At 59.3% G+C, this 17,371-nt stretch carries 14 protein-coding genes; 9 read left to right on the top strand and 5 right to left on the bottom strand.

Annotated features, from left to right (window positions below; translation table 11 throughout):
- Window positions 1–4 precede the first annotated feature (4 nt).
- The 7 genes from BGO89_02910 (at window position 5) to BGO89_02880 (ending at window position 6,475) form a co-directional block, all read left to right on the top strand.
- A complete protein-coding gene (locus BGO89_02910) occupies window positions 5–856 on the top strand; it encodes an acetyl-CoA carboxylase subunit beta (protein ID OJX59381.1) in 852 nt (283 codons plus the stop codon).
- A complete protein-coding gene (locus tag BGO89_02905) occupies window positions 849–1,766 on the top strand; it encodes an arginase (GenBank protein ID OJX59380.1) in 918 nt (305 codons plus the stop codon). The genes BGO89_02910 and BGO89_02905 overlap by 8 nt, the downstream gene beginning before the upstream one ends.
- Complete coding sequence (locus BGO89_02900; protein OJX59379.1) at window positions 1,729–2,544, top strand: hypothetical protein; 816 nt, start codon at window positions 1,729–1,731, stop codon at window positions 2,542–2,544. Before BGO89_02905 ends, BGO89_02900 begins: the two co-directional genes overlap by 38 nt.
- 79 nt (window positions 2,545–2,623) lie before the next feature.
- On the top strand, window positions 2,624–2,926 hold the full coding sequence (locus BGO89_02895; protein OJX59378.1) for a ribosomal subunit interface protein: 303 nt from the start codon (window positions 2,624–2,626) through the stop codon (window positions 2,924–2,926).
- A 27-nt stretch (window positions 2,927–2,953) separates the two neighbouring features.
- Complete coding sequence (locus BGO89_02890; GenBank protein ID OJX59377.1) at window positions 2,954–3,970, top strand: HPr(Ser) kinase/phosphatase; 1,017 nt, start codon at window positions 2,954–2,956, stop codon at window positions 3,968–3,970.
- 49 nt (window positions 3,971–4,019) lie between these two features.
- A complete protein-coding gene (locus tag BGO89_02885; protein OJX59376.1) occupies window positions 4,020–5,831 on the top strand; it encodes a hypothetical protein in 1,812 nt (603 codons plus the stop codon).
- On the top strand, window positions 5,828–6,475 hold the full coding sequence (locus BGO89_02880; protein ID OJX59432.1) for a hypothetical protein: 648 nt from the start codon (window positions 5,828–5,830) through the stop codon (window positions 6,473–6,475). Before BGO89_02885 ends, BGO89_02880 begins: the two co-directional genes overlap by 4 nt.
- Window positions 6,476–6,486: 11 nt before the next feature.
- Here BGO89_02880 and BGO89_02875 read toward each other — a convergent pair whose 3' ends face one another.
- From BGO89_02875 to BGO89_02855, 5 genes are all read right to left on the bottom strand, one after another.
- Complete coding sequence (locus tag BGO89_02875; protein OJX59375.1) at window positions 6,487–8,277, bottom strand: hypothetical protein; 1,791 nt, start codon at window positions 8,275–8,277, stop codon at window positions 6,487–6,489.
- 165 nt (window positions 8,278–8,442) lie between these two features.
- Window positions 8,443–10,236, bottom strand: a complete 1,794-nt coding sequence (locus BGO89_02870) for a hypothetical protein (GenBank protein ID OJX59374.1) — start codon at window positions 10,234–10,236, stop codon at window positions 8,443–8,445.
- A 42-nt stretch (window positions 10,237–10,278) separates the two neighbouring features.
- Complete coding sequence (locus BGO89_02865; GenBank protein OJX59373.1) at window positions 10,279–10,989, bottom strand: hypothetical protein; 711 nt, start codon at window positions 10,987–10,989, stop codon at window positions 10,279–10,281.
- Window positions 10,986–11,855, bottom strand: a complete 870-nt coding sequence (locus tag BGO89_02860) for a hypothetical protein (protein OJX59372.1) — start codon at window positions 11,853–11,855, stop codon at window positions 10,986–10,988. Before BGO89_02860 ends, BGO89_02865 begins: the two co-directional genes overlap by 4 nt.
- Window positions 11,852–13,465, bottom strand: a complete 1,614-nt coding sequence (locus tag BGO89_02855) for a CTP synthase (GenBank protein ID OJX59371.1) — start codon at window positions 13,463–13,465, stop codon at window positions 11,852–11,854. Before BGO89_02855 ends, BGO89_02860 begins: the two co-directional genes overlap by 4 nt.
- A gap of 167 nt (window positions 13,466–13,632) precedes the next feature.
- Between BGO89_02855 and BGO89_02850 the strand changes: the two genes are divergently transcribed.
- Both BGO89_02850 and BGO89_02845 read left to right on the top strand, forming a co-directional pair.
- Window positions 13,633–14,889: a hypothetical protein gene (locus tag BGO89_02850; protein ID OJX59370.1), complete on the top strand. Its 1,257-nt coding sequence runs from the start codon at window positions 13,633–13,635 to the stop codon at window positions 14,887–14,889.
- A 4-nt stretch (window positions 14,890–14,893) separates the two neighbouring features.
- Window positions 14,894–17,308, top strand: coding sequence for a hypothetical protein (locus BGO89_02845; protein ID OJX59369.1), 2,415 nt, complete (start codon window positions 14,894–14,896; stop codon window positions 17,306–17,308).
- Window positions 17,309–17,371: the final 63 nt, after the last annotated feature.

Genomic DNA, 17,371 nt, shown 5'->3' with positions numbered 1-17,371 from the left:
AATCATGGCCTGGTTTTTACGCAAGAACAAAAACATATCCGAGACGACACAGCGGGAGATGCCTGACGGACTGTGGACGAAATGTCCGAGCTGTTCGACCATCATCTATCGCAAGGAACTCGAAGAGAACGCCTTTACGTGTCCTACCTGCAATCACCATTTCCGTATCGGCAGCAACAAGTACATCGACGTACTGATCGACAAGGATTCATGGAAGGAAACGGACCGGAACATCAGATCGGCCGATCCCCTGGACTTCGTCGATACCAGGCCTTACAAGGCCCGCCTCAAGGAAGCCTATAGCCGCACCGATCTTCCCGACGCCGTCACGACGGGTACGGGAACGCTGCATGGCCGCCCCATCGCCTTCGGCTGCATGAACTTCGGCTTCATCGGCGGTTCGATGGGAAGCGTCGTCGGCGAGAAGTTCGTACGTGCCGGCAGACGGGCCCTCGAGAACAGGATGCCCTTCATCTTCATCAGCGCTTCGGGCGGCGCCCGCATGCAGGAGGCCGCACTTTCGCTGATGCAAATGGCCAAGACCAGTGCCTTTCTCGGCGAGCTGGCCGAAGCGCGTCTGCCCTACATCTCCATTCTCAGCGATCCCACGACCGGTGGCGTAAGTGCTTCCTATGCGATGCTCGGCGACGTCATCATCGCCGAACCCAAGGCCCTCATCGGCTTCGCAGGACCACGCGTCATCGAACAGACCATCCGCAAGAAACTTCCCGAAGGATTCCAGCGCTCCGAATTCCTGCTCGAACACGGCTTCGTCGATCTCGTCGTGGAACGCAAGGAACTCAAGGGTACGCTATCCACCGTGCTGAACCACCTCATGGGAGGGGTACATGCATAAGCCCACACGTGTCCGTATCATCGGCTTTCCCATCGACCTCGGTGCCGACAGGCGCGGCGTCGATATGGGGCCGTCGGCCCTGCGTATCGCCGACGTGGACAGGAAGCTCGAGTCGCTCGGCTATACGGTGATCGATGAAGGCGATATTCCGATCCGTAACATCGAAGTGCAGGAGATGGCGGACTCACGCCTGAAGTACCTGCCGGAAATCGCCGAGATGAGTCACGTCCTCGCCGCACGTGTGAAGACGGTGCTCGACGAAGGGGACTTCCCCCTGATTCTCGGTGGTGACCATTCCATGAGTGTCGGCTCGCTCGCCGGTATCGGCGCTCACTGCAAGCAGCACGGCAAGACGCTCGGTGTGATATGGATCGATGCCCATGCCGACATGAACACGGCAGCGACCACGCCCAGCGGCAATATCCACGGAATGCCCCTGGCTATCGCCATGGGACACGGACATCCGACCCTGACGTCGATCGCGGGCGACTTCCCGAAGCTCGATCCGAGAAACCTCGCGATCGTCGGCCTGCGCTCCATCGATCCCGGTGAACGCGAGCTGATCAAGGAGCTCGGCGTCGCCGCCTATACCATGTTCGATGTGGACAAGCTCGGAATGTATGAAATCGCTTCGCGCGTACTCGAGGACATGGCACGCAGTGTGGATCACCTCCACATTTCCTTCGATGTCGATGGTGTGGATCCGAGTTTCGCACCCGGTGTGGGTACGCCCGTTCCCGGTGGGCTGACGTATCGCGAAACCCATCTCTTCATGGAGATGATCAGCCAGGTCGACGCCTATGCCTCGCTCGAGGTCGCGGAAGTGAATCCTATTCTCGATCAACGCAACAACACGGCCGAGTTCGCATCCGATGTCGTTACCTCCTCGATGGGCAAGCGGATTCTGTAAGCGGGTCCTCTTCGTCCTCGTCATCCTCATCGCCGGTGCGTCGTGTCATGCGATGACGCCCGATACCGTGGCCAAGCGCAAGGGGCGCCCGGTACGCATCTACGGCGACGTCGTATGGATGATGGGGCTGCATTCGACGGACTTCTTCAAGGACTATCAGTCGTTGCTGGGCGGCGGGGCATCGACTTTCGACGTACCTATCGGCCTCACCTTCGGTATCTCCAGCTTCCAGCTTGGCGATCTGGCCATCGGCGTCACGGGGTCCTACTATCGCGCCACGGTGCGCGAAACCTATACCTACGACCCCCGGTTCCGCGATTCGGCCGTAGGCCCCGCACAGACGCTCACGCAGGCCGTCGTGATGAACGTCATTCCCATATTCCTCACCGCCGATTATTTTCCGATCCAGCGCCAGTTCACCGGCTACGTCGGTGCCGGTGTCGGAATGGGTGCCGTGGGCATGACGTGGGAAGAAAGCGTGGCGAATACACCGCAGGGCGGTAGTCGTCCCTCCGGTGTCCGTTACGATGAGACACACTACACGCCCGCCTTCCTCGTCCGAGCAGGTGTATCGCTCGGCTGGGACAAACGCTCTACAACCAGGATTGGTGCTGCCTTGTATTTCGAAGTGTCATACTCGGTTCTTCCTTTTTCAGCCGACATGTTTCAGCAGTTTTCCCAATACGTTCCCGCACTGTCGCAGGCTGCCGCACGATCGTACCGGTTCCAGGCCGGAGGCATCGGCATCCACGGGGGAGTGAGCATCTTCCTGCGATAGCGCGCTTGACTTTGAACGGCAAAAAGGTGTACCTTCGGGTAAGCCTTGCAATGTTCCACAACATCGGGAAGGTTTCGCCATGGATATCCACGTAACGGCACGGCACTGCAAGCTTACGGATGACGAGCACAAGGCTGCCGTCGATGCCGCCCTTCACTTCGAGAAGTTCCATGACAACATCATCAGGATCGATGCGATCCTCGATGAGAACACGCACAAGTCATGCGAATACACGGTACGGGTGGATGGCCATACCATCGTGGCACGGGAAACGACGGGCGAGTTCACCAAGGCTATCCACGATGCCGCAGAAAAGGTCGTACGCCAGCTCCGCAAGCTGAAGACGCGCATGGAAGCGCCGCGGGAAACCATTCGCGAATGACCCTCCCAATATCACTGGTACATCCGCATGCCCTTTGCGAAGACCGTGGTTCCGTACGTCAAGGAAGCCATTACCGTACGTGAACTGCTGAATTGTCCGGTCAAGCTTACCGTTCTGACCGGTGAGATCGGTCTCGACAACCTGATTACCGACAAGAGCCTCCACCGGCCGCAGCTCGCGCTCGCCGGCTACACGGAGTTCTTCACGCACTATCGTGTCCAGTTGTTCGGGAACACGGAGTTCTACTATCTGAAGAGTCTGTCGGACGAGGAACGGGCAGCGGCCTTCCAGAACATCTGCGCATTCAACGTTCCCTGTATCGTACTGGCGAACGGACACATTCTCGACCCCGATCTCGTCGCGCTCGCGCGCGAGAACGGGGTCGCGTTGCTTTCCACCACGCATGACACGACGAAGTCGAGCTATCTGCTGAGCGAGTATCTGGACGACCAGTTCTCGGCCCAGATCAGCATGCACGGATCCTTCGTCGACGTCTACGGCGTGGGCATGCTCTTCACGGGACGCAGCGGCATCGGCAAGTCGGAGATCGCTCTCGACCTCGTCGAACGCGGCCACAGGCTGGTGTCGGACGACATCGTCGTGCTGACGAAGAAGCGCGAGAGCATCCTGATGGGGACGGGTACGACGCTCGTCAAGCATTTCATGGAGATCAGGGGACTGGGCGTCATCGACGTACGGAAGATGTTCGGCGTCCGCGCCATACGGTTCCAGAAGCGTCTCGAAATCATCGTCGAGCTCGAGGAATACGAGCCGACGCGCGAATACAATCGAACGGGACTGGACGAGGCGACGGTCGATCTCCTCGGTGTGGAGATAGGGACAGTGAAACTGCCGATCTTTCCGGGCAAGAACGTGACCGTCATTTCGGAAACCATCGCCCTCAACTATCTGCTCCGCACCTACGGATACAATGCGAGCAAGGTATTCTCGGAGAGACTTCAGCAGGAGATCAAGCGCAGACAGGCCAATCCGGGCTCGTTCGAGCAACGTCACGTCGCCTACTTCCAGAGCGACGACGAATGACGTTCGCGATAGAGGATACGAATACAGACAACCAACCATAAAGGATGACATGATGTCGTTGTTCCAGCAGATACGTACGTTTCTCGACCCATCGCGGCGGCATGGCAGCGGTGTGCTGCTCTCGGCCATCGCCTGTTCCGTCATGCTGGCCTCGTGCGGCGACCCCGAAGGGGGAGCTGCCGCAGGTGACGCCGGTACGCCCGTCAAGGGCGAATGGCTCATCATCCACGAACTGTCCGATGCGGAAGGCATCAATCCCATCGTCATCAACGATGCATCGGGACGCGCGATCGCCGACAGGGTCTACGAGAAACTGCTCGATCAGGACTTCACCACGCTGGAACTCACACCTACGCTCGTCGAAGCACGTCCGACGATCTCCGACGATCACCTGACCTATACATTCAAGCTGCGCGAAGGCATCACCTTCAGCGATGGCAAGCCGCTGACGGGCAAGGACGTCATCTTCTCCTTCAAGGCGATGAAGAATCCCTTCGTCATCGACGCCGCGCCGAACCGCAACTATTACGAAGACGTGAAGGACGTGACGTCGCCCGACGATCGGACGATCATCGTCACGATGTCGCGCCCGTACTTCCTCGCCGAATTCCATCTTGGTGCCATGTACATCCTGGCCAAGCACAAGATGGATCCGCAGAACCTGACGGACAAGTACACCTTCGCCGAGACCAACGATCTTGCCCTGGCGGAAAAGAACACCGCCATGAAGGACTTCGGACACTGGTTCGGCAAGCCGGAGATCAAGCTCGATCCCGCGATGAACGTCGGTTCGGGTCCGTACGTCTTCGAAGAATGGAAGACGCACGAGAACATCACGCTGCGCCGCAACGACAAGTACTGGAACAAGGATTCGAAAGTCAACCCGGCCTATGCCGAGAAGCTCATCTATCGCGTCGTGCCGGACCGTTCCGCTGCTGTGACGGCGCTGAAGAACGGTGAGCTCGACTTCATGGAGTACGTTCCGCCAATCAAGTTCGAAGAGGAAGTTGATACGAATCGCACGCCGCATCTCGCAAAGCGCACCTACGAAAGCCAGGCCTACACCTACATCGGATGGAATACGGCACGCCCGACGCTCAGCGACAAGCGTGTACGCCGGGCCCTGTCGCATCTCGTCGATCGCGATGCCCTCATGAAGCAGATCCTGCGTGGTATCGCCAAACCGATCAACTCGCCGATCTATCCCCAGAGCAAGGAATACGACAATTCCATCCAGGCCGTCGACTACAATCCGGCCAAGGCCAAGGCTCTTCTCGCGGAAGCGGGATGGGGAGACAGCGACAACGACGGGTACCTGGACAAGATGATCGACGGACGCCGCACGGATCTGGCCTTCTCCTTCCTGCTCAACTCCGGTAACGAAGCGCGCGAACAGATCGCCCTCATCGTCACCGACGAATGCAAGAAGGTCGGTATCAAGGTCTCCATCCAGAAGCTCGAATGGGCGGTCTTCCTCGAGAATCTCCGTACGCGGAAGTTCGATGCCTACATCGGTTCGTGGGTGAACGATCCCATTCCGAGCGACCCGTATCAACTGTGGCATTCGTCGCAGGCCGACAACAAGGGATCCAACTACGTTGGCTTCCGCAACAAGCGTGCGGACGAACTGATGGAACTCAATCGTATAGAGTTCGACGAAACGAAGCGCAAGGAATACATGCACGAGTTCCAGCGCATCGTCGTCGACGAACAACCCTATACGTTCCTCTGGATGCCCCTCTTTCCTGCCGTCTACAATCGCAGACTGCAGAACGTGCAGTTCACCTTCATCCGCCCTGGCTACAATCCCACGCAATGGTGGGTGCCGAAGTCCAGTTGGAAATACGCGCCCGTACAATGAGACGGCATGAGCTGCGCGAGATCATTGCCGGAGGTGAGTCGTCGACCGTTGAATTCAAACGGAAGTTCACCACCTCCGAGAAGATCGCCCGGGAGATCATAGCCCTCGCCAATACTGCCGGGGGCTATCTGATCGTCGGCGTCGATGACGACGGCTCCATCATCGGCGTGGTGAGCGAGAAGGAGGAAGCCGACCAGGTCCTCACCGCCAGCCACGCCATCGTGCCGCCGCTCGAACTGGACATCGAAGTGGTGGAGATCGAGTACAAGGACGTCATCGTCGTCCACATTCCGAATTCGGAACATAAGCCACACCGGTTGATCAGTGACGATCCCGCGGAGCGGCCGCACGAGCGCAAGGCCTATATCCGGCAGGGTGAAAATTCCGTCACTGCGAGCAAGGAAATGGCTCGTATCCTGGCCGGACAGAGCCCGTACGCAGCACCGATGACGATCACCATCGGCGATCGCGAACGACGTCTGTTCACGTTCCTCGAACGCTACGGCAAGGCTTCGGTCATGGATTTCGCACGGCTCGTCAACATCTCCAAACGCCGTGCATCGCAAACCCTCGTAAAACTTGTCCGTGCCGGTGTGTTGCATATACACACCGACAACGGACATGACTATTTCACGCTGGTATAGATCGCGTCGTCCTATCGCACGATGGCGACGTTCACGCGCTGGACGTACGTATCGCACGACAGCACGATACCATAGATACCCTGGGCTACGTTCGCATCGACGAGCATCGACAGCGGTACCGCCGTACGGCCCGCATCGACTGCTATGCGCCGGGTAGCGACGACACTTCCACCGGCGTCGACCAGACGCAGTATCGCCATTCCACCGGCAGGGACGTTCATGACGAGCGTCGATGTGGCGGTGACGGGATTCGGGAAGATAACGAGGCCCGGTCCCGATACCGTTTCTTCATCCACCGACGTGACCGTCGGCGTCACGGATTTGATCGTCCATTGTCCCCAGCCACAGGGCTCTCCATGCGCCCTGACGCCCCAGTAGAACGGCTTGTCGGCGATCGTCGCTGCTGCGACGTCGAACGTGGTTGCCTGGATCGTCGAATCGTCGACGAGGGGACTCGTCAAATCTGCATTGCGCGAGATACGGATGTGGTAGGTACCCGAAGCGGGTACGAGATTCCACGAGAAGTGGACGTCGGCGTCATGATCGACCGTTACCGCACCGACAGGTGAGACGAGGACGGGAAGTCCTGGAGCGCTGCCGCCCGTCGTGAGGGCGAAGACCGTGGACCAGGGACCATTGCCTGCGCTGTTGGCGGCACGGACGCGCCAGAAGAAACGCTTCTGGCATCCAGGCAGGGAGTAGCTGAAGGTCGTATCGCTCGTCGTCTGCGACGTGATCACGGTAGCGGCGGCGAAGTTCTGCGCCGTGGCGATCTCGATCGTATACGTGCTGCCCGATCCCGTCGAACCCCATGTGAAGGGCGTCGAGGAAGGCGTCACGTTCGTCGCATTGTTGGCGGGAAGACGGAGAGCGACGGCGGTCGGAAGCTGCGTCGACGCGACGAAGTCGAGCTTGACGTTCTCCTGACCGGGCAACGATGCCGTCATCGTCATCGTACCTGCCAGCGCTCCTCCGCTTGCCGTGAAGGTCATGGATCCCGAACCGGTGTAGGGGATGGCATAGCCGCCGGACGTCGAGCTGACGGCATAGTAGGTGCCGCTGCTCGGCATGATCTTCACACCGGCGAGGCCTTCGCCGATATCGTAGAAGCCGTTGTTGTTATCGTCCTTGTAGACGACGCCCGTGACATAGATCGTCGACCTCATGCCGAAGTCCTGCGTGATCACGATCGGTCCCACGGTGCCTGACTGCAAGCCACCGTTCGTATGCGTGATGCCGATGCCGATTTCCGTGAAGACGTAGTTGGAGAAGTTCATGAGGTTGACGCGATGGCCAAGTTCTTGCTGATTAGCCTCGCCCCAGTCCACGTTCAGTCCGCAATGCCCATACCACACGCTTTCGGAATAGGCAGAAACGTTCTCGCCATACATACCCTGGGATTGATAGCCGACGTTCTGATAGCGCTTCGTGAGATCGTCGCCGTTCGAACTGTTGTGTCCCTGGAAATTGTGGGCGATCATGTCCGCCGTATGACCACGCGCGGCATCGATCAGGGCCGGATGGAAGGCCAGGGGAGGACGCTCGGGGTATGTCGTGAAGGCCTGCTTCGTCTGTGCCTTGTCGATATGGAAGTACTGATAGGCCATCTGGACGGCCGCATCGTCCGTATCCATAAGACGAGCACCCTCGGCCACGGGGTCCCTGCGTGCACGATTGATCAGTTCCAGCATGTACTGTTCTTCGGCCGTCGGATCGCCATGGCTATAAGCCTGTCCGGGTTGTGCCTGCATCGTTGCGGGCACGACCAACGCCGTCAGAACGAACAGTTGCAGTGTATTCATCCTCCACTCTCCAAAATCCGGAAAACAATGTGAATCGGTACCGACCGTGTCCTGGAGCTCCCCGCTCCGGGACACGGTACGAAGCCTCCAATATGCGTAGGGGGAGCGGAACAGCACCCATGGAAGGCCGACCGGCGGGACGACCGGTATGGGTGTGGCTGACAATCAGCGGATGATGGCCACGTTCACATACCGGACGTACGCTTCGCACGACAGTACGATACCATAGATGCCCTGCGCGACATCCGTATCGACAAGCGACGATAGCGGCAGGGTCGTACGGCCCCCATCGAGCGATAGTCGACGTGTGGCGATGGTGCTGCCGTTGGCATCGACCAGATGTAACGTCGCCATGCCTCCGGCCGGGACGTTCATGACGAGCATCGACATGGGTGTCACGGGATTGGGAACTACTGCGAGGCCGTTCGGTCCGGACGTGATATCGTTGTCGATCGACGTTACCGTCGGAGTCATAGCCCGTGTGGCCCATTCACCCCAGCCACAGGTATCGTCGTATGCACGTACGCCCCAGAAGAAGGGCTGATCCGAAAGAGGCATCGCGGGAGCATCGAAGGTCGTACCGTGCATCGCGGAATCGTCGACGACGGGATTCGTCAGACCCGCATTACGGGAGATGCGGAAATGATGGGCGCTGGCCCCGGGTACCATATCCCATTCGAAATGGAGATAGGCATCGTGATCGACCACCACGTCGCTCGCAGGTGAGCGCAATGTCGGGGCAGACGGGACGGTGCCTCCCGTCGTGAGTGCATAGACCGTGGACCAGGGGCTCGTACCGACTCCGTTCCTCGCCTTGACGCGCCAGAAATAGGATCGTTGACAGGAGGGAAGGGCGAGCATCATCGTGGTGTCGGTCGTCGTTTCGGACCATATCGCACTGCCGAGATGGAAGTCCTCCGCCGTCGCCACCTGAATCGTATAGGTGCTGGCCGGTCCTGCGGAATTCCATACGAAGGATGTACCATGCTGTTCCACGTTCATGGAACGATGCAACGGAAGCTGCAGCGTGACTTGTGGTGGTGGTTCGGACGGGAAGACGAAGTCGACCTTCACGTTCTCGGTGCCAGGGAGCTCCACCGTCGTCGTTATCGTCCCTGAATACTGCGTGCTCGCTGTGATCACCATGCTTCCCGTGCCGGCGTAGGGAAGTGTGTAGCCACCCGAACTGGTGGTGATCACGAAGTAGTCGCCACGATCCGGCGTGATCCTTGCACCCCGCATGTCCTCTCCCATATCGTAGAACCCGTTGTGATTGAGGTCCTGATATGCTACACCGGTAAGGTATGTCGTCTCGCTGCTACCGAAGTTCTGTGTGAGCACGACGGGGCCGACGGTATCGGATATCTGGTCCTCCGGCTTGAGATGACGGATGCCGATCCCTATTTCGTTGTGGCTGCCACCGGAGAAATTCATGATGTTGAGACGACGACTCAGAGGCTGTTGATCGGTGGGACTCCAGTCGACGTTCAACCGGCAGTGCCCATACCAGGCGCCTCCCGCATACGTGGCGACATTCTCGCCGTACGAACCCGATGGTTTGTACAGGACATGCCGGTAACGCTCCTCGAGATTCTCACCTCGCGAGTTGACGTGGCCGATGTAGCCGTTGTTGACCATATCGCTTGTCTGGGAGCGGGCGAGGACGGACAGCAAGGCGGTGAATGCCAGTGGAGGCCGTTTCGGATAGGTTGCGAACGCCTTCCTCGTCGCCTCCTTGTCGATGCCCAGGCGTCGGTATACGGCCTGCACGGTGGAGTCGTCCGTATCCATGAGACGTACGCCTTCTGCCGCCGGGTCCATGCGGGCCCGGTTGATCAGCTCGAGCATGTACACTTCTTCGGCCGATGGATCACTGTTGTCGAATTGTCGTGTCGGCTGGGCGTATGCGATGATCGTCGTCATCGATAGAACGATGACGAGCAGACGTAGTCTGTTCATTCCGAATCCGGATAGATGATGTGAAAGGGAACGGACTGCGCGTCAAAGATCCCCGCGTTGGGGGCGCAGTACGAGTTCTTCAATATGCGTACGGGGATTGGAAAAACCTCGTACGATGTCGTCGACCTGATGGGCGACGTCGAGGGCCGACATCATGCGGTCGGCGAATTCGTCACGGGCCTTCGCATCCCAGATGTCCGTGGAGGTCGCGCCGACGAGCAGGTCCACGACCTTGACGCCATAGTCGCGCACTTCCGTGCGCAGGCTGCGTGTGAGCGCCAGGGCGCCGGCCTTGCTGGCACCGTAGACGGTACATCCGGCATAATTCGTGACCGCGGCGATGGAATTCATCGTGATGATCATTCCCTGCCTGCGGTGCTTCATCGACGGCAGCACGACACGCAGACAGTTGAAGATGCCCTTGAGATTGATGTCGATCGTATCCTCGAATTCCTGATCGGACAGATCGAGAAGCGGCTTGAAGATGCCGATCCCTGCGTTGTTGACGAGAACGTCGACGGGACCGAAGCGTTCGACGGCTGCAGTATGCGCCTTCCTGACGCTGGTCATGTCCGCGACGTCGCAGACGACAGCAGCCGCGTGATCGCCAGGCAGAATCATCGCGACCTGATCGATGGACTCCGCATTGCGTCCACTCAATGTACAGCGATGAGTTTCACCGAGAACCTGGGCGATGGCCGCACCGATACCGCGGCTCGCCCCCGTGATCCAGACATGAAGGGAATCGTTCATAGGATACGGCCGTTCCGACGCTCGTGGGCGATCAGCCGCAGTCTCCGTTCCATGTCGGAAGACAGCGTCATGCCGCGTCGTTGCATGACCGTACGGGCGAGTTCTATGGCTTTGTTCTCGTCCATCGTCTCGTTCTCCTTCCACGTGAAGGACGGAACGAAGCGGGGAGGGAAGCCATCGGTCACGATGGAGCTGCATGCACCGATGACGGTACCGGTGGAAAGCATGGTGCCGATGGCGGTCTTCGTGTGATCGCCCATCAGCGTACCGAGGAACATCGTTCCCGTACGCACCGTGCCCGTGGGCAGCGTCGCGGAGACCTCGCCGTAGTTGACCTTCAGATTGCTGGTCGTCGTGTTCGCCCCCAGGTTGCACCACTCGCCGATGACGCTGTGTCCTACGAAGCCATCGTGCTGCTTGTTCGCATAGCCGAGGAAGATCGTATCGTGGACTTCGCCGCCGATCCTGCAGACCGGGCCGATGACGGTCGGACCGTAGATCCGCGCCATGCTGCGGATGACCGAGTTCCTGCCGATGGTGACCGGTCCCTTGATATAGACGAAGGGCTCGATAACGGCTCCGTCGTCGATGATGATCGGGCCGTTCGTATCGTCCAGTACGACGTTCGGCGCGATGCGTGCGTCGGGATGGATGAGGGGCAGGCCCGATGCCTTCATGAGTCCGGCATCGATGGAGATATGTTCGGCCAGCGAGGCCAGTGCCGTCCATAACGAATCGAGGCGGACCGATGGTCCACCTCGTTCGATGCGTTCACGTTGCGTGTAGAATCCCGTCCGGAGTTCACCAACGTCGTGCGTCAGCGAAAACGGATAGAGGTCGTCGATGATGATTTCGAGGGCCTTCATGCCTCGTCTTGCGCATGGTCGAGAGATGCCTTCACGAAGGAAATGAAGAGGGGATGACCGGTGACGGCACGGCTCTTGAGTTCCGGGTGGAACTGGACACCGACGAACCAGCGGTGATTCGGCAGTTCGACGATCTCGACCAGACGGCCGTCGGGCGAATGTCCGGTGATGGAAAGTCCCTTGGCTTCGAGATCCGAACGGAAGTCGTTGTTGAATTCGTAGCGATGACGATGGCGCTCGCTGATAAGATCCTGCTTGTATGCCGCGTACGCCTTGCTCTTCTTCTTGTCGAGGACGCATTCATACGCACCGAGGCGCATGGTGCCGCCCTTGTCGGTGACGTGGCGCTGGTCGGGCATGAGGTCGATGACGCTGTGCTTGCCCTTCTTGAACTCGGACGAATTGGCGTCCGCCATACCGCAGACGTTCCGTGCGAACTCGATGACGGCGCACTGCATGCCGAGGCAGATCCCGAAGAACGGGATGTCGTTCTCGCGCACGTAACGGATGGCGGCCATCTTGCCTTCGACGCCGCGCGAACCGAAGCCCGGAGCGACGAGGATTCCGTTGATGTCCTTCAGATACTCCGCGACGTTGTCCTCGGTGATCTCTTCGGAGTCGATCATGCGGACGTTGACCTTCGTGTTGTTGATGGCGCCGGCATGGATGAAGGCTTCGAGGATGCTCTTGTAGGAATCGGCGTAGCGGATGTACTTGCCCACGAGGGCGATGTTCACCTGATGTTTGGGGTGCTTGATGCGGTTCGAGAACCGCGTCCAGGTATCGAGATCGAGCGTCGACGGCTTGAGGTGGAGCTTTTCGCAGATGATGGCGTCCAGCTCGCGCTTGGCGAACATCTGCGGCACTTCATAGATCGTTTCGGCATCCAGGGCTTCGATGACGGACCGTTCCTCGACATTGCAGAAGAGGCCGATCTTGCCGCGGATTTCCTTTCCGAGCTTCTGTTCGGCGCGGCAGAGCAGGATGTCGGGCATGATTCCGAATTCCATGAGCGTCTTCACGCTGTGCTGCGTGGGCTTCGTCTTGAGCTCGCCCGCACTCTTGATGTAGGGGACGTAGGTCAGGTGGACGTTGAGCACGTTGCTGCGTCCCAGATCCAGTCCGAGCTGACGTACGGCCTCGAGGAAGGGGAGGGACTCGATATCGCCCACGGTACCGCCGACTTCGATGATGACGACGTCGAACGTTCCGTCGAAGGCGCGCATCCGTGCCTTGATCTCATCCGTGATGTGCGGAATCACCTGTACCGTCTTGCCGAGATACTCGCCACGGCGTTCCTTCTGGATGACGTCGAAGTAGACCTGGCCGGCGGTGGCGTTGTTGTTCCGGCTCATGCTGACGTCGAGAAAGCGCTCGTAGTGGCCGAGGTCGAGGTCGGTCTCCGCACCGTCGTCGGTGACGTATACCTCACCGTGCTGATACGGATTCATCGTGCCCGGATCCACATTGATGTACGGATCGAACTTCTGAACCGTTACGGTAAGGCCCCGCTGTTTCAACAGCAGACCGATGGAAGCGGAGGCAATCCCCTTGCCAAGCGATGACAGTACTCCGCCCGTAATAAATATATACTTCGACGTTTTCGCCACGGCGACCCCGAATTAGGTACAAATGAGCTTGATTGTGTGGAATTCGATGATGTGCGGACGCACATCGTAAAGGACGGGCTCAAAAATACCACCATTGAGTCGCAACGGCAAATGAGAGGCGAGCTCTTATGTCGTAATTTCGTCCGAACAACATTTCCGAAAGCTCTATGAACCGCATGAATACTGTCTTCCGAAGTATTTCCGTCCTCGTTCTTTCATCGGCCGTTCTGGCGTTTTCCGCCTGCTCTTCCGGTGAGTCGGATCGTCCTGCCACATCCCGCACCATCCGGTTCTGGCATTTCTGGTCCGAGCCGGGACAGAAGGCGGCACTTCAGGAAGTCGTGAAGGCCTTCGAGGTCGAGAACAAGTGTACGGTGGAACTCACGGAGCTTTCCTGGAACGACGGCAAGGCAAAACTCCAGGCGGCCTTCAATTCCGGACAGGCGCCGGACGTGGTGGAACTCGGATCGGACTGGGTGGCCCAGTTCTCGAGCTCGGGCGTCCTCATGCAGCTTCCGGGCGACAGCGCGGGTGTCGGAGGCTTCGTGTCCTACAGTATCGCTCCGGGTATATGGAACAACCGGTGTTTCGCCTATCCCTGGACCCTCGACACGCGCGTGATGTTCGCGAACGACGGACTGCTCAAGCAGGCAGGATGGACGAAGGATATCCAGACACTCGACGATCTTCTGGCTGCCGCACGTGCCGTACAGGAGCGCGGCCAATACGGTTTCGGAGCGAATGGTGCCGATGCCAATCGTCTCTACAAGAAGATTCTGCCCTTCATGTGGACGCTCGGAGGTGACGTCTTCGATGCCACCGGCCGTCCCGTCCTCAACAGCCCGCAGAACGTCCGTGCCTTCACGCTCTACGCCGACCTGGCCCGTACCGGCTTCGTGGAAACCCAACGTCAGATCGACGCCTCCTTCGTCCAGGGCAAGGTTGCCCTCTGGCCGTCGGGATCCTGGATCATCAAGAAGCTGAAGGCCAATCCGTCCCTCCGGTATCGTCTGCTGGCCATGCCCGGTACGTCCGAGGGCGGGCAGGTCGTCCCGGGCATTTCCTTCGCCGGTGGTGAATACCTGGCCGTCAGTGCGAAAACCGGCAACACGCAGCTTTCGCGTGACTTCGTGAGGTATATGACGAACGGCGCCAATGCGATCAAGTTCTGCGCGAAGGTGACGGAAGCCGGCTTCCCGGCCGACAAGGCTTTCTTCCGTGATCCGTCGTTGACGGCCGACGCGGACAAGGCGGCATTCGCGCGGCAGTTGGAACATGCGCGCATGACGCCGGTACATCCGCGTTGGCTCGACATCCAGGCAGTGATCGAAGATGCCGTCGTCGAAGTCCTCTACGGTAACGCCACACCCCAGCAAGCTCTCGATGCAGCACAGCAGAACGTTCTGCAGATCGTCGGTCAATAGCTTCGTGGCAGGATGCTGCATCCTGCTGCTCGGTCTGGCGTGGAACGTTTCCGCGCATGCACGTACGACGGATTCACTGGTCACGATGCGCGGCACCATTCTCGACGCAGGGTCGGGCGAAGAGCTGCGCTTCGTGACGATCAGGGTGGATGGTATGAGACTCGGCACCGTTTCCAGCAAGGGCGGTGCCTTCCTGCTTCGCATTCCGTCCGGCGCCGACAGCGTCACTCTCACGTATTCGCTGATCGGCTACCGTACGCAGCAGGTCCGGCTGCCGCTGGAGAACGCACGACTGACGGTGCGACTCACGGAGGAGCCGCTCCGTGCCCGTGAAGTCGTCGTCGTCGCCGAAGATCCCGCCGTCCGGATCATGCGCAAGGTGCTGGCCAGGAAGGCCGCACAGAACGATACCATCCGCCGTTATACCTACCTTCTGTATTCGAAGTTCGTGGCCGTCACCGATACCGCCACGGCGAGCAGGAGTTCGGGCAGGGGAGACACGACGGTCTTCAGCATCCTGGAAAGCTTCTCGAAGGGATACGTCGAACGTCCGGGCCGGTCGTTCAACGAGATCATCCAGCGCAGGCAGACGGCGAACATTCCCGCCCAGGCGAACTTCGTCACGTTCGGTACGAACCTGAACGTCTACGACGACGTCGTCAACATCCTCGATCAGGAAATCGCGAGTCCGTTCGCCACCGACGCCATCGACGTCTACGACTTCACGTTGATGAGCAACGAAGAGGATTCCATCGTCCGTATCGATGTGGAACCGAAGAGTTCCGCACGACGGGGCTTCACGGGCAGCATCTTCATCAACACACTGCGCTACGTTCCCGTGGAGGTGAGGCTTCTGCCGAATCGTGCCGTGAACCTGCCGTTCGATGCGGCGCTTTCCTATCGACAGACGTTCACCGAGCTCGGTGGAGCCGCCCTCATGCCCGAGGCTCTTTCCATCGCGAGCAGTATGAAGGCCGACATTCTCTTCCTGCTTTCTCCGCGCCTGGACATCACGATCGAGAACTTCTGCTACGACTACGACCTGCGCGCCGTGTTCGACGACGACGTCTTCGATCGGCGCCGTGTGGAAGCCAGCGCCGATGCGGACAGCTTCGATTCCACGTTCTGGCGAACGCACGTCAAGATTCCATTACGCAGGGAAGAAGAACTGGCCTACGAAGAGATCCGCCTCGCGCAGGAGAATCCCGACAGTCTGATGACCACGACGTTTCTCGACCGCTACATCGGTCCCGTCACGAGAACCATCGCCAGGCTGGGAAGAAGTCCATTCACGGGATTCGACGACGTCTTCCGCTACAACCGCATCCACGGTGCCTACGTCGGTGCGGGAATACGTGTGCGGCCCGACACGATCGTCGAAGTGCTGGCGCTCGGTGGCTACGGTGTGGATGACCGACGTCTCTATGGTACACTGGGAGCCACGCTGTTCGTCGACGACCGGCAGCGATGGAGCATCGACGGTAACGTATCGCGGCGGCTGCAGCGGCGGGACAACCCCTTCGCCGTACGGAATGCGCTGATCACCTTCACCTCCCTGCTCTTCAACAACGACTACGGCGACTACTACTACGCAACCGGTTGGGAAGCGGGGCTGTCCTACGGCTGGGGACAGCTCCGCTTCATCCGCAACGACGTCTACGAACGTCCTTCTCGGCTCCGGGTCTTCGTCCGCAGCGAACGCCAGGAGACGGCACGGCAACGGTCGAGCTTCTCCATCTTCAACAGGGATGCGCCGGTACGCGACAATCCGGCGATCTTCGGCGGGAACATGCAGACGTTGGGAGGCGACCTCTACCTCTCCTACAACCCTCAACGGAATCTTTCCAGGACGGGTCTCGGAATCAGCGGCGAATTATCGGAGCCGTCAATCCTGCCCAGCGACTTCCGCTTCCGCTGGCTCGAAGTCCATGCCCTCGCCCGGATCGCGACCATGCCGTTGTGGACCCTCGACGTCAGTCTCAATGCCGGGTGGTCGGACGGGGACGTCCCCCCGCAGCGGTTCTTCAGTCTGGAATCGGCGGTAAGCGGCATCGTGAGCGGCAGCGCATTCCGCGGCGTACGCGTGAAGGAATTCTACGGCGACCGCTACGTATCTCTCGCCCTCGCGCACAACTTCGGTGAAGTCATTCCGGGTCTGCTCCGGATTCCCAACGTGGCCAGCTTCGGCATCGAATTCATCGCCATGGGAAGCATAGGGTGGACGGCGTTCCGGGACAGGACACTGGCCTATACGGGGACGACGCTCAATACCACGAACAATACGGCCGAGAAGCTCTACTATGAGGTCGGTCTCGGCATCAACCGCATCCTGCTGCTGCTCCGCTTCGATATCTCGGCCCGGATATCCCAGCGCGCCATGCCGCAGTTCTTCTTCACGTTGACGATGGCGACGTTCTGACGTGACCCGTTGCCGAACGACGCATGGCCGTCGGATACGATCACGAATCCCGGCGTTCACGGT

It is taken from the genome of Candidatus Kapaibacterium thiocyanatum (assembly GCA_001899175.1).
GTDB classification, from domain to species: domain Bacteria; phylum Bacteroidota; class Ignavibacteria; order Kapaibacteriales; family Kapaibacteriaceae; genus Kapaibacterium; species Kapaibacterium thiocyanatum.
Note: the sequence above shows the minus strand (reverse complement) of the source record. Positions and strands in the feature narration are given on the sequence as shown.